This is a genomic window from Tenacibaculum sp. TB-56 (assembly GCF_059716275.2).
In genome coordinates, this window is record NZ_CM201367.1 from 960,382 (window position 1) to 979,940 (window position 19,559).

The 19,559-nt window shown below is 32.8% G+C and carries 15 protein-coding genes; 7 read left to right on the forward strand and 8 right to left on the reverse strand.

Translation table 11 applies throughout. The features are described from left to right. Positions 1–103: 103 nt before the first annotated feature. The 5 genes from AC3VI6_RS04685 to tyrS form a co-directional block, all read right to left on the reverse strand. On the reverse strand, positions 104–3,103 hold the full coding sequence (locus AC3VI6_RS04685) for a leucine--tRNA ligase (protein WP_497705331.1): 3,000 nt from the start codon (positions 3,101–3,103) through the stop codon (positions 104–106). 123 nt (positions 3,104–3,226) lie between these two features. Continuing rightward, entirely contained in the window at positions 3,227–3,769 is a 543-nt protein-coding gene (locus AC3VI6_RS04690; protein ID WP_435253799.1) for a DUF2911 domain-containing protein, read from the reverse strand. A 63-nt stretch (positions 3,770–3,832) separates the two neighbouring features. After that, on the reverse strand, positions 3,833–5,920 hold the full coding sequence (locus tag AC3VI6_RS04695) for a TonB-dependent receptor domain-containing protein (RefSeq protein ID WP_497705332.1): 2,088 nt from the start codon (positions 5,918–5,920) through the stop codon (positions 3,833–3,835). Positions 5,921–6,016: 96 nt separating this feature from the next. Beyond that, positions 6,017–6,382, reverse strand: a complete 366-nt coding sequence (locus AC3VI6_RS04700; RefSeq protein WP_497705333.1) for a hypothetical protein — start codon at positions 6,380–6,382, stop codon at positions 6,017–6,019. A 420-nt stretch (positions 6,383–6,802) separates the two neighbouring features. Then, positions 6,803–8,107, reverse strand: a complete 1,305-nt coding sequence (tyrS, locus tag AC3VI6_RS04705) for a tyrosine--tRNA ligase (RefSeq protein WP_299002464.1) — start codon at positions 8,105–8,107, stop codon at positions 6,803–6,805. Between the two features lie 62 nt (positions 8,108–8,169). On the opposite strand from tyrS, the gene AC3VI6_RS04710 reads away from it, so the two are divergent. Further along, positions 8,170–9,171, forward strand: a complete 1,002-nt coding sequence (locus tag AC3VI6_RS04710) for an NAD-dependent epimerase/dehydratase family protein (RefSeq protein ID WP_497705334.1) — start codon at positions 8,170–8,172, stop codon at positions 9,169–9,171. Between the two features lie 4 nt (positions 9,172–9,175). Here AC3VI6_RS04710 and AC3VI6_RS04715 read toward each other — a convergent pair whose 3' ends face one another. The 3 genes from AC3VI6_RS04715 to AC3VI6_RS04725 are packed head-to-tail and all read right to left on the reverse strand — an operon-like array spanning position 9,176 to position 11,711. Further along, the gene (locus tag AC3VI6_RS04715) at positions 9,176–9,646 is read right to left on the reverse strand and encodes a DUF4296 domain-containing protein (protein WP_497705335.1); all 471 of its coding nucleotides are present in this window, start codon (positions 9,644–9,646) and stop codon (positions 9,176–9,178) included. Further along, positions 9,647–10,984: a dihydroorotase gene (locus AC3VI6_RS04720; RefSeq protein WP_497705336.1), complete on the reverse strand. Its 1,338-nt coding sequence runs from the start codon at positions 10,982–10,984 to the stop codon at positions 9,647–9,649. It lies immediately after the preceding gene. Positions 10,985–10,988: 4 nt separating this feature from the next. Next, on the reverse strand, positions 10,989–11,711 hold the full coding sequence (locus AC3VI6_RS04725) for a polyprenol monophosphomannose synthase (RefSeq protein ID WP_274633855.1): 723 nt from the start codon (positions 11,709–11,711) through the stop codon (positions 10,989–10,991). A 76-nt stretch (positions 11,712–11,787) separates the two neighbouring features. Between AC3VI6_RS04725 and AC3VI6_RS04730 the strand changes: the two genes are divergently transcribed. The 6 genes from AC3VI6_RS04730 (at position 11,788) to AC3VI6_RS04755 (ending at position 19,532) form a co-directional block, all read left to right on the forward strand. After that, positions 11,788–12,426 (forward strand): DUF4271 domain-containing protein, encoded by a 639-nt coding sequence (locus AC3VI6_RS04730; RefSeq protein ID WP_497705337.1) that lies wholly within the window; start codon positions 11,788–11,790, stop codon positions 12,424–12,426. A gap of 14 nt (positions 12,427–12,440) precedes the next feature. After that, positions 12,441–13,187 (forward strand): uroporphyrinogen-III synthase, encoded by a 747-nt coding sequence (locus tag AC3VI6_RS04735; protein ID WP_299002476.1) that lies wholly within the window; start codon positions 12,441–12,443, stop codon positions 13,185–13,187. Between the two features lie 141 nt (positions 13,188–13,328). Beyond that, on the forward strand, positions 13,329–14,213 hold the full coding sequence (locus AC3VI6_RS04740; RefSeq protein ID WP_497705338.1) for a sterol desaturase family protein: 885 nt from the start codon (positions 13,329–13,331) through the stop codon (positions 14,211–14,213). A gap of 142 nt (positions 14,214–14,355) precedes the next feature. Further along, complete coding sequence (locus AC3VI6_RS04745) at positions 14,356–16,449, forward strand: S46 family peptidase (RefSeq protein ID WP_497705339.1); 2,094 nt, start codon at positions 14,356–14,358, stop codon at positions 16,447–16,449. Between the two features lie 150 nt (positions 16,450–16,599). Next, a complete protein-coding gene (locus AC3VI6_RS04750; RefSeq protein WP_497705340.1) occupies positions 16,600–17,940 on the forward strand; it encodes an NAD(P)/FAD-dependent oxidoreductase in 1,341 nt (446 codons plus the stop codon). An 11-nt stretch (positions 17,941–17,951) separates the two neighbouring features. Beyond that, a complete protein-coding gene (locus AC3VI6_RS04755; RefSeq protein WP_497705341.1) occupies positions 17,952–19,532 on the forward strand; it encodes a 4Fe-4S binding protein in 1,581 nt (526 codons plus the stop codon). The last annotated feature ends 27 nt before the right edge of the window (positions 19,533–19,559 follow it).

Consider the following 19,559-nt stretch of genomic DNA (forward strand, 5'->3'; position numbering starts at 1 on the left):
TATTAGGAAAACAAATTTGAGAAAAGTTTTTGGTTTCTCAATACAAAAAAAGCCTCTACATTTTCATGTAAAGGCTTTTGATTAATAATATTCTATAGTATTGTTACCCTACAATATTAATAATTTTACCAGGAACGATAATTACTTTCTTTGGCTTTCTTCCTTGTAATTGTGCTTGTGTCTTTTCGTGCGACATTACCGTTTTTTCAATTTCTTCTTTACTCATATCTAACGGTAATTCTAAGGTAAAACGCATTTTTCCATTAAAAGAAACTGGATAGTTCTTAGAACTTTCAACTAAATGCTTTTCTTCAAATTTTGGGAAAGCTACAGTTGAAATAGATTCGGTATGTCCTAACTGACTCCATAATTCTTCTGCAATATGAGGAGCATACGGAGAAATTAATACTAACAATGGCTCTAAAATAGCACGTTTGTTACATTTTAAGGCTGATAACTCATTCACTGCAATCATAAAGGTAGAAACTGACGTATTGAACGAGAAGTTCTCTATATCTTCTTCTACTTTCTTAATCGTTTTATGTAAGGTTTTTAATTCTTCTTTAGTTGGCTCTTCGTCTGAAACGTTGATACCATTTTCGTCAGCAAATAATTTCCATAATTTCTTAAGGAAAGAATATACGCCTGAAATACCTGAAGTCTTCCAAGGCTTAGTTTGCTCTAACGGCCCTAAGAACATTTCAAATAAACGTAAACTATCCGCACCGTATTCTTCACAAATCAAATCTGGATTTACCACATTGTATTTCGATTTCGACATTTTTTCAACCTCACGTGAAACTTTAATCACTTCGTCTTCATCTTTAATGAATTCAGCATCTATGAAATCTGGCCTCCATTTTCTAAAAGCTTCAGTATCTAACTCATCAGAAGTATTCACAAATGAGACATCAGTGTGTATAGGTGTAAACCTAAATGCATGATAAATTTCATCAATAGGGAGATTTCCATTTTCTGCTCCTATAAAATCTCTTAATCCTCTTCTTATTTCATCTTCGCAATTTAAATTAATATATTCTTCCAAATCATCAATTTTATCAACCAAAGACTTAGAGAAGAAAATTGGTTTAACCATAAATGAATTTCCTTCACTTATTTGATTATCAAAATTATCTAATATTTTACTACTAGGTTCATATTCCAATCTATACACAAAAGCAGAAGTTCCTAAAATCATTCCTTGGTTGATGAGTTTTTTAGCAAATTCATCCACAGGTAACAATCCTCTATCAAATAAGAATTTTTGCCAAAAACGCGCATATAATAAGTGTCCTGTCGCATGTTCAGAACCTCCAATATATAAATCTACCTCTTTCCAGTAATCAACCGCTTCTTTGCTTACAAATTCTCCTTCGTTATTCGAATCCATATAGCGGTTAAAATACCAAGAACTTCCTGCCCACCCTGGCATGGTGTTTAGTTCAAGAGGGAAAACAGTCTCGTTGTCAATCTTAGTATTTTCAATAACAGTATTTGTTGTTGTGTCCCATGCCCAAACCTCAGCGTTTCCTAATGGTGGCTTTCCGTCTTCAGTAGGTAAGTATTTTTCAACTTCAGGTAATACAATTGGCAAATACTTTGCATCAATCATTTGAGGCATTCCATCTTTGTAATATACTGGGAATGGTTCTCCCCAATAACGTTGACGACTAAATACTGCATCGCGTAAACGATAGTTTATTTTTCCGTAACCAAATCCACGTTTTTCTAATTCGTAGATTACAGTTTTCATTCCTTTCTTATAATTTAAACCATCTAAAAAATCAGAGTTTGCTAATTTGATTCCGTCTTTAGCATCGTTTGCTTTTTCAGAAATATCAACATCTGCAAAAATATTCGGAATCTCTAATCCGAAGTGTTTTGCAAAATCGTAATCACGTTGGTCACCACATGGTACCGCCATAACAGCCCCTGTACCGTAACTTGCTAATACATAATCACCAATCCAAATTGGCACTTGTTTTCCTGTAAACGGATGCAATGCATACGCACCAGTAAACACTCCTGAAATAGTTTTTACATCTGCCATACGATCGCGCTCTGAACGTTTTGCTGTTGCTTCTATATAAGCTTCTACCGCTTCTTTTTGCTCAGCAGTTGTAATTTTCGCCACTAAATCGTGCTCTGGAGCTAAGGTCATAAAAGACACTCCGAAAATAGTATCAGGGCGTGTAGTAAACACATCTATTTTAGCATCATGTCCATCCACATCAAAAGAAACCATTGCCCCTTGTGAACGACCAATCCAATTGGTTTGGCTATCTTTTAATGGTTGAGGCCAATCGATAGTTTCTAAACCATCTAATAAACGTTGTGCATACGCAGAAATTCGCATAGACCATTGGGTCATTTTTTTACGAATCACTTGATGTCCACCACGTTCTGAAACTCCGTTTACAATTTCATCGTTTGCTAATACCGTTCCCAATGCTGGACACCAGTTTACTTCAGTATCAGATAAAAATGTTAAACGGTATTGTAATAGTATTTCTTGTTGTTTTGTTACTGAGAAGTTTTTCCATTCTTCTGCAGAAAAAACAGCAATATCTTCATCAGAAACAGCATTTACGTTCGCGTTCCCTTCTGCTTCAAATTTAGCTACTAAGGTTGCAATATCTTCTGCTTTATCTGTGTCTTTATTATACCAAGAGTTGAACAATTGGATAAAAATCCACTGTGTCCATTTATAATACTCAGGGTTCGAAGTACGAACTTCGCGAGACCAATCAAATGAAAACCCAATATTATCTAACTGACGACGATAGGTTTTGATGTTCGTTTCAGTAGTAATAGCGGGATGTTGTCCTGTTTGAATCGCATATTGTTCAGCAGGTAACCCAAAAGAATCATATCCTTGTGGATGCAATACATTAAACCCCTTATGACGCTTGTAACGTGCATAAATATCAGATGCGATATATCCTAACGGATGCCCTACGTGCAATCCTGCTCCTGAAGGATAAGGAAACATATCTAACACATAATATTTTGGTTTATCAGAATTGTTACTAGCTTTAAATGTTTGGTTATTTGCCCAAAATTCTTGCCACTTACGTTCTATTTCTTGATGATTGTATTGCATTTGTAACTTCTTGTTTTAAAGGATGCAAATTTACAATTATCGTTTGGATGTGAAAAGCTATAAAAACAAAAAGGCTTCATTAGTACAAAACCAATGAAGCCTTTTATTTATTTTAAATAAGTTTTACCCTTTAACCGGTACAGTAACTACAACGTTACCCCAACCTAAATACATATTAAACTCATCTTCTTCACCATCAAAAGCGATTGAGAAAGCTTCAATATTTTCGTTTGCTCTAGAAACTTTTCCTGTAACACGTACTACATCATCTGATTCGTTGTAAGAATAAGCTCCCCAAACATTTTTAGCAGTATTTAAAATAACCGTCCATTCTTTGTCTCCTGGAATGGTAAATAACGAGTATGTTCCTGCTTTTACTTCTTTTCCTCCAAAGTTTACATCTTTGTAAAAAGTAATTTCTGGGGCTTCATTTGCTCCTGTTCTCCATACTTTACCTGCAACTGCTAAACGAGATACTGGCCTTCTTTTTAACTGAGGACGACTATAAATAATTTTTACTTTTTTATCTGAATTTCTGTAACTACTTGGGTATGTAGCTGCATCCATCGGACTTTTATCTAAGTTCGAGAAATCTTGAGCTACAACTTCGTTAGAGAATACTAGAGCTACAGCAAATACAATAATTGATAAAATAGATTTTTTCATTTTTAAATTTTTAGTTAATATTTGGGAGATTTGTCTCCAAATTTAAGTAACCTTACTCGAAAATTAAAATTTATACTGTAAGAATGCTGTAAAGTTTCTTCCTGGTTCATAAATTCTAGTCATTGGTAAATCTGCTTGGTTTTTATATGAAAAGTTTAAGTGGTTGATATAATTCTCATCAAACACATTTAAACAAGCTACCCCTAACGTAAAATTTTTAAACGGTTTTACCCCTAATTTTATATCAAAAGTTTGGTAACCTTCTGTTTCAGTTTCACCAAAAGAAGGAGCTATATCTTTTTGAGTTGACACTACGTTATACTGTGCTTTTGCCCAATACTTTTCTTTGTCTACTCCCATAGAAATTTTTGAAGTGAAAGGCGGATTCAACGGCAACGACTCATCAAAATCTTTGTTTTCTGTTTTTACATAAGCTACTTCTGTTTGAAAATAATAGTCATTAAACATTTGCAACTTTGCAGCTACTTCAAATCCAATTTTTCTAGCATCTTCAATATTGGTAAATACTTTTGTAAATTCTGGTTTTTGATTTGGCATAAATTTCCTTGGGATGGTTGGGTCAACCACTGCTGAAATATAATCTTCAAAAATTGAGTAAAACGCTGATGTTTGATAATGTAATTGCAAGTTGTTGTTCAATCCTAATTTTCCTTTTAATCCTAACTCAAATTGGTTATTTACTTCTGGTCGCAACATCGGGTTTCCTAAATATTCGTACGAATCTGAACCAATCGTAAAATGATTGATATAACGCTCAGCCATATTTGCAGTACGTACTCCTCTACCAAATGCAGCTTCTAAAATTGCTTTTTTAGAAAATGCGTGTTTTACCGAAATGTTACCGCTCACATTGGTTTCGTTTGTTTTTACAACAGGATATCTTGCCGCAAAATCTGCTTCTAAATCTTTGGCGTTAGCACTTACTAAATCTACTCGAAAACCTGTAGTTAATATAGTTTTAGGTGCCAGGTTAAATTTTGCTTCAGAAAACATTCCGAAATCATTAATATAAGCATCTTGCCAAATCTTATCCACTTTAACCATTGGTGTTGGCAACATCATACCATTCATCATTTTAATAGTACGTGTACGATTTCCTTCTCTTTGTATATGGTTAACATCACTTCCTATAAACAAATCAAGGTTTTTGTGTAAATCTAACTCAAACTCTATTTTACCTCCTATAGTAGTTGATTCTACTGGTGATGAAGCAAAAACCATGTGATAATTCGGACGATTTGTATTCGTCATTAAATGATCTACATAGCTGTAAAAACCTTTGGTAGTAATTGTTTTTAAGGTGCTACCTATATTTATTGCTTTGTAATCTAACGATACAATTGTACTGTTGTCATAATCGGTATCCATTGGTAAAGCAGCATGTTTTATGTCTCTGCCAAACGATTGACGCCAGTGCGCTTGCAAACGTTGATGTTCAGTAATGTTATACCCTAATTTAACTCCATAATCGGTACTAGTGAATGATGATGGAATCTCAGTACCACTTCCGTCTTTATAATCTCCAAAGTTTCGGTAGCCTACATTTCCTACCACATCAAATTTATTGGTAACATGTTGTAATTGTAACATGTTTACAAATGAATTTCCATTGGTTTCATATCCTGTTGAAAATTTTCCGTGGAATCCGTTTTCTAACATGTTATGATTTTCTGTCACCATATTTACGATACCTCCAAAAGTTGCTCCATATCGTACCGTAAAAGGCCCTTTGATGATTTCAATTTTTGAAATTTCTTCTGGAATAATGTGTGTAGTAATCGGATCCATTCTATTCGGACAAGCATTTACTGCTTTTGTACCTCCATCGTACATCACATTTAACTGCTCGTAGGCAGCTCCTCTAAATGTTGGATCCATTGCATAGTTTCCTCTTTTTATCACCGAAAACCCGTTAATTTCAGAAAATAAATCTGCTACATTTTTAGGTTGAATTACCTTTTTTTGATAATCATTTTTAACGGTGGCATGAACAGGATTTGTTTTTATTTTTCCTTCAACGATTACTTCGTTTAACTGTATAGTTTCTTGTTTAACTGTGTCTTTTTTTTGTTCTTGAGCAGACATAGCTATTGTGCAGATGCTAAGAAGCATCCATCCTAAATTTTTCATTAAAATTGAATTTAATTTTTACATAATTGTATAGCAACACCTATCAATTCAAAAAACTTTTGAATTGTTTACGATGTAAAAAACTGTATGAAAAAATTAAATTGTAGGCGGGTGAAAAACTTCCTGATTGAATGAAAAGCGATAGTTTTTCTTATAAGAGAATGATTCTTTTTCTTTTATAAACTTTTTTTCTTCTAAGTCTAAATTTAAAACCGAAACAAATCCGATAGGATATTCTTCCATTGAAATTCGTAACGATTTAAAATCATCATCTTGTTGTTGTTCAAGCTCCATCATTAACTGGCATTTACCATTACAGTTTAACTCTGGTTTATCTTTGTTGATACACAAAACTTTTGAGATATAATCGTAATTTATTGCATACTCTACAAAAGGAGCTATGGGACGTAACATGGCTATCATGTACAATGCAACAAAAAAATATATGCTAAGTTTTTTCAACAAGAAAAAGGGGCTTTTTTTACTTACGCAAAGATACGACTATCCCCACTGATTACCAATAACAAAAAACACGATTTTTTTCTTTTATTTTAATTTATTCTAAATAAAAAACTTATATTTGCACGGATTTTACGAAAAGATAATGATTGTTTTTTATACTGAAACCAAGAAAGTTACCTCTATTACCCCTGTAAAAAAACTGCAGGAAGTTACAATTTGTAATTCAGTTTGTTCTAGCAACTGTATTAAACCTAAAAGTAAATGTTGTAATAAGTACCAAAAGAAAGGCATTAATTGTAAAAGATGCCCTTTAACATTCGATTTTAAAGCTGTTTCTTAAAAATTTTCCCTTTGTTTATAAATGCAAAAAGCCCTTGGTAGATTTTCTATCAAGGGCTTTTTAAATTGTATTTTTATTGCTTATGCTACTTTTAATAAAAAGTAATTCTTTTTACCTCTTTGTAATAACACATACTTATCAGCTATTAAATCTTTTGAAGTGATTACGAAATCTTCACTTACTTTTTCTTTATTTACCGATATTGAATTTTCTTTCAAAGCTCTTCTAGCATCTCCATTAGACTTTAAGAAACCTGTTTTAGCTGCTAAAGCTGAAATCATATCTAACCCTTCAGAAACATCTTCAGAAGTTACCTCAGCTTGTGGTACACCATCGAACACATCTAAAAAGGTTTGTTCATCTAAGTTTTTTAAATCGTCAGCTGTTGAATTTCCAAATAAAATATTAGAAGCAGCAATAGCCTTATCTAATTCTTCTTTTGAATGTACAAACGTTGTTACTTCTTCAGCTAACTTCTTTTGTAACGCTCTTTGATGTGGTGCTTCTTTATGTTCAGCAATTACAGCATCAATAGTATCTTTATCTAGAAAGGTGAATATCTTAATATACTTCTCAGCATCTTCATCCGAAGTATTTAACCAAAACTGGTAAAACTTGTATACTGATGTTTTATCGGCATCTAACCAAACATTTCCTCCTTCAGATTTTCCAAATTTAGAACCGTCTGCTTTAGTAATTAACGGACATGTAGCAGCAAATACTTTTGCTTCTTCACCTGGAGTCATTCTACGAACTAATTCTGTACCTGTGGTAATATTACCCCATTGGTCAGAACCTCCCATTTGTAATTTACAATTTAAGGTTTTATATAAATGATAGAAATCATACCCTTGAATTAGTTGATAAGTAAACTCTGTAAAACTCATTCCGTTACCTGCTTCTCCTGTAATACGCTTTTTTACAGAATCTTTTGCCATCATGTAGTTTACAGTGATTCTCTTTCCAACATCACGCACAAATTCGATAAATGAAAAATCTTTCATCCAATCGTAATTGTTTACCAATAAAGGAGTGTTTTTAGCTCCGTTATCAAAATTTAAAAAGCGACCTAAGGTTCTTTTTAAACCTTCAACGTTTTTCGCTAAAGCTTCTTCATTTAATAAATTACGCTCATCAGATTTTCCTGTTGGATCACCGATCATACCAGTCGCACCTCCTACTAAAGCTACTGGCTGATGCCCTGCTTTTTCAATGTGAACTAATAAAATAATTGGAACTAAACTACCAATGTGTAACGAATCTGCAGTTGGATCAAAACCAATATAAACCGATGTCATTTCCTTTTGAAGTTGTTCTTCGGTTCCTGGCATAATGTCGTGAATCATTCCACGCCATTGTAATTCTTCTACTAAATTCTTGGTCATTTTATTCTATTTTTAAAGAAGCAAAGATAAGTTTATCAACCAAAATAAACTAAATTCGCTGTATGATTTTAGTTACAGGAGGAACAGGTTTAGTAGGCTCACATTTATTATATTATTTAAGCCAAAAAAACGATACAATTCGAGCTATTTTTAGAACAGAAGAAAAGCGTGAACACGTAAAAAAAATCTTTTCTTATTATACAGATGATGTCCAACAACATTTCTCTAAAATTGAATGGATTAAAGCTGATATTACCGAAACCCCTTCTTTAGAACCTGTTTTTAATAATGTAACCGAAGTTTATCACTGTGCTGCCTTAGTTTCTTTCAACCCGAAAGATTACAGAAAAATGCGCCAAGTGAATATTGAAGGAACTGCAAACCTTATCAATTTTGCTATTGATGCTGGCGTTAAAAAATTCTGTTTTGTAAGTTCTATCGCTGCTGTGGGAAATTCGATTAACGGAAAGCCAATTAATGAAGAAAACGAATGGTCTGATGCTGATGAAAATCACGGATATGCAATAACCAAATACGGTGCCGAAATGGAAGTGTGGAGAGGAAGTCAAGAAGGTTTAGAGGTCGTAATCGTGAACCCTGGTGTTATTTTAGGTAGTGGTTTTTGGAACGAAGGGTCAGGAAAAATGTTTACCCAAGTACATAATGGATTTAACTTTTATACCGAAGGTAAAACTGGATTTGTTAGCGTAAAAGATGTGGTAAAAGCAATGATAAACTTGATGAATTCTGACATAAAAAACGAACGTTATGTTCTAGTTTCAGAAAATAAATCGTTTCAAGAAGTATTTAATGCTATTGCTGATGGGTTACAGAAAAAAAGACCTTCTAAAAAAGTAGGGAAATTAGCAACTGCTATTTTTTGGAGAATTGATTGGCTTATAACAAAACTTACAGGAAAAGAGCCTTTATTGACCAAAAACTCAGCTAAATCTGCCCATAACACCTCTTTTTATACTTCAAAAAAGATTATTGAACAACTTGATTTTGAATTTGAATCAATTAATGAAGTTATTTCAGAAACTTGTAAAGACTTTAGAAAATAGATTCTTATTTTACTTTCTCTAGTTCTTTATAATCTCTTTCTATTAATAACTCTTCAGGAACTTCTTTAAACACTCGCTTGTCATTTAAAACAGAATCTTTTAGTATTTTGTCTTTTCCTTTTATAGAGTCTTGCTCTTTTTTCATTTCTTTATAAAAAGTAGCTAATGAATCTATATTACGTTTTACCTTTTTTAAAATTTCTGTATATTCATCAACTTGTGAGGTGTAATAAACATTGCTAATATCAAAACGAGTGGTGTCTATTTTATATTTTTCATACACCAAAAACATGTAATTATCCTCTCGTTCTAAAAACTTATTTTTTTGATTTTTAGCGGAAGAAGCTATATATATATCAGTTAACAACAAAACCATCGAATCTTTCGAAATCAGATTTTCTGGCTTTTTATAAATCGTATTACTGGTACACGAAACTAAAAGTATACCGATAAGTATATAAGCTGCTTTTCTCATCTATCTATTAAATAGTAATCGTTTTCCTTTAATTTCTTCGTTAAACATTCCTTCGTTATACATAAGGTTTCCGTTTACAAAAGTATGGGTTATTTGGTTTGAAAATTCAACTCCCTCAAACGGAGACCATCCACATTTATACAATACGTTTTCTTTATCTACTGTCCATTTTTTATCAGCATCAACTAACACTAAATCAGCATAAAACCCTTCTTTGATAAATCCTCTTTTTTCAATTTTGAAGATTTTTGCTGGATTATGGCTCATTTTTTCTACCGCTTTTTCAATTGGCAGCACTCCTTCTTTCACTTTTTCTAAAACAGCTATAACCGCATGTTGCACTAACGGACCACCACTTGGCGCTTTGGTATATACGTTATCTTTTTCCTCTATCGTATGAGGTGCATGGTCGGTTGCAATGATATCAATTCTATCGTCTAACAAGGCTTTCCATAATCCGTCTTTATCTTTTTGCGTTTTCACAGCTGGATTCCACTTGATAAGTGTTCCTTTTTTATCGTAATCAGCATCGGTAAACCACAAATGGTGCACACAAACCTCAGCAGTTATTTGCTTTTCTTCTAACGGAACATCATTTCTGAATAAATGCGTTTCTTTTTCTGTAGATAAATGGAAAATATGTAGGCGAGCTCCTGTTTTCTTAGCTAATTCAATTGCTTTTGATGATGATAAATAACATGCCTCTTCACTACGAATTAACGGGTGATATTTTACCGGAATATCATCTCCATATTTTGCTTGATACTCTTCTGTGTTTTTTCTAATGGTTGCTTCATCTTCACAGTGCACCGATATTAACATATCGGTTGAAGAAAATATTTTCTCTAATACTTCTTCATTATCTACCAACATATTTCCTGTTGATGATCCTAAGAATAGTTTGATTCCAGCAACATCTTTCGGATTCGTTTTTAACAATTCTTCTAAATTATCATTTGTTCCTCCGAACATAAAAGAGTAGTTCGCATAGGATGTTTTACTAGCAATGTCAAACTTATCTGCTAACAATTCTTGAGTTGTTGCTTGCGGTACCGTATTTGGCATTTCAATAAAAGAAGTGATACCTCCAGCAATAGCTGCCTTACTTTCTGTTGCAATATTTGCTTTATGTGTTAATCCAGGCTCACGAAAATGTACCTGATCATCAATCATTCCTGGAATTAAGTATTTACCAGCAGCATCAATTACCTGCATATCATCAGCAGGTACAATGGTTTCATCTATCTTTTTAATAAATTCTCCTTCTAATAAAACATCGCCTTTAAAAACCTTGTTTTCATTAACGATTTGTGCATTTTTAATTAAAATTGATTGCATGTTGTTATTTTGGTAATCCGTTAATTCTCATTTTTATCACGCCAAAAACAGCTTCTTTGATAATTCCTTTGCTAAGTTTCGATTTTCCTAATACTCTGTCTGTGAAAATAACCGAAACTTCTTTTATATTAAATTGATGTTTCCAAGCTTTGTATTTCATTTCAATCTGAAATGCATAGCCTACAAATTTCACTTTATCTAACTTAATCGTTTCTAACACTTTTCTTTTATAGCATACAAAACCAGCGGTGGTATCATGAATTGGCATTCGTGTAATCAATCGTACATACTTTGATGCAAAATATGATAGCAACACTCTACTCATAGGCCAGTTTACTACATTTACCCCTACTGAATATCTTGACCCTATTGCTACATCGGCTCCTTCAATAGCACATTCGTTATACAATCGAATTAAATCGTTGGGGTTGTGTGAAAAATCGGCATCCATTTCAATAATGTAGTCATACTTCTTGGCAATGGCCCATTTGAATCCATGAATGTAGGCAGTACCTAAACCATTTTTTCCTTTTCTTTTTTCAATAAAAAGCTGACTAGGGAACTCTTGTTGTAGATTTTCTACGATTTCAGCAGTTCCATCAGGTGAGTTATCATCGACCACTAATACATGAAATGCCTTTTCTTGACTAAAAGTTGCTCGAATAATAGCTTCGATGTTTTCTTTTTCGTTATAGGTAGGGATTATGACTAAGGCGTCTGACTTCATGTAATTTTCATATAAATCAAGGCAAAGATACACTAATTTATTACTAATTTTGTGTTAATTAAAAGTATAAAAACAATTGCAAGCAATAGAGCGAATTATTAATGATAGTAGTTGGATAACCTTGGTTATTGTTACAGCAATTATACTGCTAGCCTTGATGAAACTACTTAAACCTACGCAATTATATGGTTACGTTGTTGCTTTTATCTCTCCTGGTTTTTTTCATAAAAGAATTGAAGAAGGAGATTCTTTTTTCACGCCTTTTAGGTTGTTTTTATTTTTCTTTTCTACGATTGTAATTTCCTTATTTTTATTCCAAGCTGTACTTGCAGAATTATACCCTCAAGGTTTTTTAGCTTTTCTTGGACTCTTTTTCTTTGTTACAACATACCTTGCAATACGAGTATTTTTAGACCATGCAATTGCTAATATTTTAGGGTTAACACCTATAATCTCCTATTTTTTATACACAAAATCAGGCTATTTGTATGTACTTTGTATATGGCTACTTCCTTTTATCATAGTGTATCAATATACATTTCCTAATAAACTATTCTTAATTTCCTCATTCTGTGCATTGCTTATTATTAGGGCTTTTTTAATATTAAACAATAATAAAAAGCTTGTGCTTAGTAAGTTGTTCTATTTTATTTTGTACTTTTGCACCCTTGAAATAGCACCGCTATTAATTCTTTATAAAACAACAACTACGTAATAAAGAGAATGTTTATGAAAGTGAAAACTATTTTAGTCTCTCAACCAAAACCAAAGACAGAAACTTCACCGTATTTCGACTTAGCCGAAAAACAAAAAGTAAAAGTTGACTTTCGCTCATTTATACATGTCGAAGGAATTCCTGTGAAAGAGGTAAGAGCTCAAAAAGTAGATTTAAAAAACTACACTGCAATTATTTTAACTAGTAGAAATGCTGTTGATCACTTTTTTAGAATTGCAGAAGAAATGCGTTTTACAGTGCCTGATGATATGAAGTATTTTTGTCAATCTGAAGCAGTGGCTTACTACTTACAAAAGTATGTAGTTTACAGAAAACGTAAAATTTATGTTGGAAACAGAACGTTTCCTGAATTAACTAAATTAATTAAAAAGCATAAAGACGAAAAGTTCTTATTGCCTTCTTCTGACAAACTGAAAGATTTAATTCCAGAAGAGTTAAATAAGTTAGGAGTCGACTGGAAGCGTGCCGATTTATACCGCACAGTAGTAAGTGATTTATCTGACTTAGAAGATGTTTTTTATGACATTTTAGTATTCTTTAGTCCATCAGGAATTGATAGTTTATTTGAAAACTTCCCTGATTTCAAACAAAACGATACTAGAATCGCTGTATTTGGTAATTCAACTATTCAAGCCGTTGAAGATAGAGGTTTACGTGTAGATATCGCTGCACCAACACCTGAAACTCCTTCAATGACGATGGCTTTAGAAAAGTACATTAAAGAGGCTAACAAAAAGTAAGTAAATTAATTTTTTACATACAACCAAGAGACTGTCTACAAAGGCAGTCTCTTTTGTTTTTAACAAATCATTGTAACCTAGGTAACATTTCAAGCATATTTATTTCATTAATTTTACGAAATATTTTTACCCGAAAAACACATGGATAAGTACCTAGACATCATAAAAAACTCATACACTGGTTACTGGAACTACATTAAACAATCAGTACTAATGGAGTTGAACTGGGAAAATTATTTTTACGGATTAATTATTATTTCTCTAGTGGTATGGGGATTAGAAATTGTGTTTCCTTGGCGTAAAAATCAACCTTTATTTAGAAAAGATTTTTGGTTAGATACATTTTACATGTTCTTCAATTTCTTTTTACTAAACCTTATCGTACTTATTGCCTTATCAAATACAGCAGAGCAGTTTTTTAATGATATTTTAGGTTTGGTTGGACTATCCGTTGCGAATTTTCAATTATTCGACATCAACACATTTCCTTATTGGGCTAGACTTTTCGTATTTTTTATCATTATTGATTTTGTTCAGTGGTTTACGCACACGTTACTACATCGGTATGAATTTTTATGGAACTTCCACAAAGTACATCACTCAGTAAAACAAATGGGGTTTGCAGCACACCTTCGTTATCACTGGATGGAGCCTGTTGTTTACAACTCCATGAAATACATTCCGCTTGCAATTATGGGTGGGTTTACAGCACAAGATGTTGCTATTGTTCATTTTTTTAATATTACTATTGGTCATTTAAATCATGCCAATATTAATTGGGATTATGGTTGGTTAAAATATATTCTAAACAATCCAAGAATGCATATTTGGCATCATGCAAAAGAGCTTCCTGAAGATAGAAAAATGGGCGTAAATTTTGGCATCACACTAAGCATTTGGGATTATATTTTTAAAACAAACTACATTCCCTATAACGGGCGTGATATAGAACTAGGATTTGATGGAGATGAAGAATTTCCTAAAGATTTTATTCACCAAGAAATGTATCCGTTAGGAAAGAAATAGCATTTTCATAATTTAAAAAACTCACAATACTCTCATCTCCAAAAAAGAGTAATTTTTAACGTATTTTAACTTACTTCTATACAAGCTTCTTCTAAGTAGTTTGTTTCCAATTTGTATCTTTATCGCTTTTAATAATTAACAGATGAAGTACATAAAAATTCTATTCTTATTTATTGTCGTTCAAGTTACTGCACAACAAGGTGGTATGTGGATTCCTTCCCTTTTAGAAGGAATGAACGAGCAAGAAATGACTTCTTTAGGAAGTAAATTAACTGCAAAAGACATTTACGATGTAAACAACTCAAGTTTAAAAGATGCTATTGGGCATTTTAATGGTGGTTGTACTAGTGAAGTTATTTCTCCTGAAGGGTTAATATTAACCAATCACCACTGTGGTTTTGGAGAAATTCAATCGCACTCTTCTTTAGAAAATGATTACCTAAAAGATGGTTTTTGGGCTATGAGTAAGCAAGAAGAATTGCCTAACGAAAACTTATACATTGAGTTTATTGTTCGTATTGATGATGTAACTACTAAAGCGTTAAATGGAGTTACTAATACAATGACCGAGCGCGAAAAGCAATCGACAATTGATAAAAACATCAATGAAATTCAAAAAACAGTACAAAAAGAAGCATGGCAAGGTGTTAAAGTAAAACCTTTTTATAAAGGAAATCAGTACTTTTTACTTGTTACTGAAAGATTTGATGACGTTCGTTTAGTTGGAGCGCCACCAAGTAGTATCGGAAAATTTGGTAGTGACACTGATAACTGGGTGTTCCCTCGCCATACGGGAGATTTTGCGTTATTCAGAATTTATGCTGATAAAAATAACCGTCCTGCTAAATACAGCAAAGACAACGTTCCTTACAAGCCAAAACACTTTTTACCAGTTTCTTTAGATGGAGTTGAAGAAGGTGATTTTACAATGGTTTTCGGGTTTCCTGGTAGTACTAACGAATACTTACCTGCGGTAGCTATTCAACATATTACAGAAGAATTCAACCCTAGTAATATTGCGATTAGAGAAGCTGCTTTAAAAGAAATTGATGCGCAAATGAAAGCAAGCGATGCTGTTCGTATTAAATATGCATCAAAACAAGCTCGTATTGCAAATGCATGGAAAAAATGGATTGGAGAAAACTTAGGTATAAAAAAGAGTAATGCTATTGCTGAGCGTCAAGCTTTCGAAGCTACTTTCAAAAAAGCTTTAAAAGAAAAAGGATTAGAAGCTAGCTACGGAAATATTCTTCCAGAGTTTGAAAAATTATATGCTGATTTTACTGAAATTAATATTAGAAGAAGAAACTTTATTGAAGTTTTCTTAGTAAACAACGAATTAATGCAAATAATGTTTAGAGCTTACCAATTAGAACAAGTAGCCTTAAACAAACCTGAAAGATTTGACGAAGCTAAAAACTCATACATCAACAGACTTAAAGGAATCCACAAAAACTTTGATGCCAATGTAGACAAAGGAGTATTTAGCAATGTAATGCCTTTATACAATCCTAAAAATGTAGACGCTTCTATCTACGAAAAAACAAGCTTCACTAACTTAGATAACGCTTTACAATTATTTGAAGGAAATGCTAAAAAGGTCGTGAAAAACTTAAATAAAGATGTTGCTTACCAGTATGCAAAACCTATGATTAAAGAGTTTTTCACCAAAATTGATCCTGAGTTCCAACAAAAAAACCAACCTATTACAGCGTTACAAAAAACGTATATGAAAGCATTAATGGAAGCATTACCAAATGCACGCTATTTTCCTGATGCTAATAGCACTTTACGTGTTACTTACGGTCAAGTTCGTGGATACTCTCCTAGAGATGCAGTATACTACAACCCCGTAAGTTATTTAGATGGTGTTATTGAAAAATATGTTCCTGGTGATTATGAGTTCGATGTTCCACAAAAATTACGTGATTTATATGACGCTAAGGATTTTGGACAATACACTGATAAAAACGGAAAAGTTCCTGTATGTTTCTTAGGAACCAACCACACAACTGGTGGTAACTCTGGTAGTCCAGCTATCGACGCACATGGAAACTTAATCGGGTTAAACTTCGACCGTGTGTGGGAAGGTACGATGAGTGATATGAATTACGATCCTGAAATTTGTAGAAACATCATGGTGGATGCTCGTTATATTTTATTTATCATTGATAAATACGCCGGAGCAAAACATTTAATTGATGAAATGAAATTAGTACATCCTAAAAAGAAATAATTCTTCAATAGATCTCAACTAAAAAACCGATGAAAATTTCATCGGTTTTTTTCTACTCTCATTTTAACAACTATTTATATCGATTTTAAATATTCTTTCTTTGTTAAGTTCTTAACTTTAACAACGACCTAAACTGCAAAATCAACTTTTATGGAGCATGTTGTTATAATTGGTAATGGAATTTCTGGTGTTACTGCTGCAAGACACATTAGAAAATTATCAGACAAAAAAATCACCATTATTTCTGCTGAAACTGAAGAGTTCTTTTCAAGAACAGCATTAATGTATGTGTATATGGGGTACATGAAATTTGAGCATACAAAACCTTACGAATCATGGTTTTGGAAGAAAAATAACATCGAACTCAAAAAAGATTATGTTACTAAAATACATTCATCAACCAAAGAAATTGAATTTAGTAATGGTGGAAAATTAGCGTATGATACATTAATCATCGCTACAGGCTCAAAACCTAATAAGCTTGGTTGGCCAGGGCAGGATTTAGAGGGAGTAATGGGCATGTATCACAAACAAGACCTAGAGTCGCTTGAAAAATATGCTCCAAATAATCAAATATGCAAAAGAGCGGTAATTGTTGGTGGCGGATTGATAGGTATTGAACTTGCCGAAATGCTTCATAGTAGAAATATTCCCGTTACTTTTTTAGTTCGTGAAGATAGTTTTTGGAACAACGTATTACCTTCGGAAGAATCAGCTATGATAAATCGTGAAATTTTAGAAAACCATATTGATTTGCGTTTAAGAGTAAATCTTAAAGAAATTAAAGCTGATGAAAACGGACATGTAAAATCTGTAATTATTGAAGAAACTGGTGAAGAAATCACTTGTAATGTTGTGGGATTAACCGCAGGAGTTTCTCCTAATATCGATTTTTTAAAAGGTTCAGAAATTGAACTTAGTAAAGGAGTTAAAGTAAATCGTTTTTTAGAAACCAACATCAAAGACATCTATGCTATTGGCGATTGCGCTGAACAACACGAAGCTATCGGGTTTCGACGTCCTATTGAAGCTGTTTGGTATACTGGTAGAATGATGGGGGAAACCGTTGCGCAAACTATTTGTGGCAACAAGACCCAATATAAACCTGGGCATTGGTTTAACTCTGCTAAATTTATTGATATCGAATACCAAACCTATGGTTGGGTATGGGCACAACCTAAAGAAAATGAAACTCATTTTTATTGGGAGCATGAAAATGGTAAAAAATGTATTCGATTAAATTATGATAAAAACACGCAAGAATTTATCGGAATAAACACTTTAGGAATACGTATGCGTCATACCTTTTTCGATAAAGTTCTGACAGAAAAACGTTCTGTAACTTATGTATTAGAACATCTGGCAGACGCTAACTTTGACCCAGAATTTTATAAGCTTCATGAACCAGAAATTGTGGCAAAATTCAACAAAGAAAATAATACTACTATTCAATTAAAGAAGAAAAGCTGGAAACGCATTTTTAGCATTTAAACCTAATCGTAATGAAAGTAATACAAAACATAGGATTAAGCATATTTTTAATTGGATTAAGTATTTTCGTTTCTCTCATTTTCTTAGGGAAATATGAACTTAGTTCAGAACTTTTTGAAAAAGTAATCTCTAATAAAGGCATCAAAAGTGAGCTTTTTATTAATGATATAAAGAACAATGTTGTTGGAAAAGAATTCACTAATCCTTTTTCATTTTCTTCTAAAATTACTTCTGCCCTGGAAGTAGCTAATACTACTCACAAAGAAAATAGTGAATGGGATAAAGTTATTTGGAGTAAACCCCATAGTTTTTCTTATGAAATTGCAAAAGAAGCTGGAACAGGAATTGTAAAAGAAAATAAAAGTCTTTTTTGGCTACTAACCTTCGGTTTAGGAATCATTGGTTCTTTATTATTTATCATTCCAACTGTAATTACCCAAGGACCTCCAGGTATTAAAAACAATGGAGTTTGGTTGAATTCTTCCACTAATAGAGGCTGGATTGGTTGGTTTGTTTTTTTGTTCTTAGTTACGTTTTACATACTTCTTTATTTCTTTCCAGATTATATAGTAAACTGGACATACATTGTTGATCCAATCAGCCAATATTTAAGTGGAAATTTAGCGTCTCAATGGTTTTTGTACGGATTTTTGTATTGTGTGGTAATGGTTGTAATGGCAATAAGAATGTACATTAAATACCGTCATAATAAATACCAAACCCTTAGAACAACATCTGTTTTATTCTTTCAAATTGTTTTTGCTTTTTTAATTCCAGAAATATTAGTTCGTTTTGAAAAACCTTGGTACGATTTTAAAAATGCTTTTCCGTTAGATTATGATTTCTTTTTTAGTTGGAATTTAGATCAGCTAATTGCTAGCGGTGGCTTCGGGTTGTTCATTTTAGTTTGGGGAATCGTACTCACCTTAGTCATTGTTCCAGTTATGGTATATTTCTTCGGAAAACGTTGGTACTGTTCTTGGGTTTGTGGTTGTGGTGGATTAGCAGAAACTTTAGGAGATCCTTACAGACAACTATCAGACAAATCATTAAAAGCATGGAAATTTGAACGTTGGATAGTCCATGGAGTTCTTGTATTTGCCTTAATAATGACTGGATTCACATTATATTCTTATTTTTCTGGAAGTCAAGAAGTATTAGGAATTAAAACGCAAACCATTCAAGATATTTATGGTTTCTTAATCGGATCCATTTTTGCAGGTGTTATTGGTACAGGGTTTTATCCAATTTTCGGTAATCGTGTTTGGTGTCGTTTTGGATGTCCGTTAGCCGCTTATTTAGGAATTGTACAGCGTTTTAAATCTCGATTTAGAATTACTACCAATGGCGGACAATGTATTTCTTGCGGAAATTGTTCTACGTATTGTGAACAAGGTATTGATGTACGTGCTTATGCTCAAAAAGGAGAAAACATAGTACGTGCTAGTTGTGTTGGTTGCGGAATTTGTTCGGCTGTTTGTCCTCGTGGTGTATTAAAATTAGAAAACGGACCAGAAAAAGGACGTATCAATCCTACAGAAATTTTACTTGGCAACGATGTAGACTTAATGAAACTGGTGAATAAAAAATAAATTTTATTCAATTCTAAAAACACAATA

Bases quoted from the DNA above. Each gene is read 5' to 3' on its own strand.
- AC3VI6_RS04685 (WP_497705331.1), bottom strand. From the start codon at position 3,103: ATGCAATACAATCATCAAGAAATAGAACGTAAGTGGCAAGAATTTTGG.
- AC3VI6_RS04690 (WP_435253799.1), bottom strand. From the start codon at position 3,769: ATGAAAAAATCTATTTTATCAATTATTGTATTTGCTGTAGCTCTAGTA.
- AC3VI6_RS04695 (WP_497705332.1), bottom strand. From the start codon at position 5,920: ATGAAAAATTTAGGATGGATGCTTCTTAGCATCTGCACAATAGCTATG.
- tyrS (WP_299002464.1), bottom strand. From the start codon at position 8,107: ATGACCAAGAATTTAGTAGAAGAATTACAATGGCGTGGAATGATTCAC.
- AC3VI6_RS04710 (WP_497705334.1), top strand. From the start codon at position 8,170: ATGATTTTAGTTACAGGAGGAACAGGTTTAGTAGGCTCACATTTATTA.
- AC3VI6_RS04715 (WP_497705335.1), bottom strand. From the start codon at position 9,646: ATGAGAAAAGCAGCTTATATACTTATCGGTATACTTTTAGTTTCGTGT.
- AC3VI6_RS04720 (WP_497705336.1), bottom strand. From the start codon at position 10,984: ATGCAATCAATTTTAATTAAAAATGCACAAATCGTTAATGAAAACAAG.
- AC3VI6_RS04725 (WP_274633855.1), bottom strand. From the start codon at position 11,711: ATGAAGTCAGACGCCTTAGTCATAATCCCTACCTATAACGAAAAAGAA.
- AC3VI6_RS04735 (WP_299002476.1), top strand. From the start codon at position 12,441: ATGAAAGTGAAAACTATTTTAGTCTCTCAACCAAAACCAAAGACAGAA.
- AC3VI6_RS04740 (WP_497705338.1), top strand. From the start codon at position 13,329: ATGGATAAGTACCTAGACATCATAAAAAACTCATACACTGGTTACTGG.
- AC3VI6_RS04745 (WP_497705339.1), top strand. From the start codon at position 14,356: ATGAAGTACATAAAAATTCTATTCTTATTTATTGTCGTTCAAGTTACT.
- AC3VI6_RS04750 (WP_497705340.1), top strand. From the start codon at position 16,600: ATGGAGCATGTTGTTATAATTGGTAATGGAATTTCTGGTGTTACTGCT.
- AC3VI6_RS04755 (WP_497705341.1), top strand. From the start codon at position 17,952: ATGAAAGTAATACAAAACATAGGATTAAGCATATTTTTAATTGGATTA.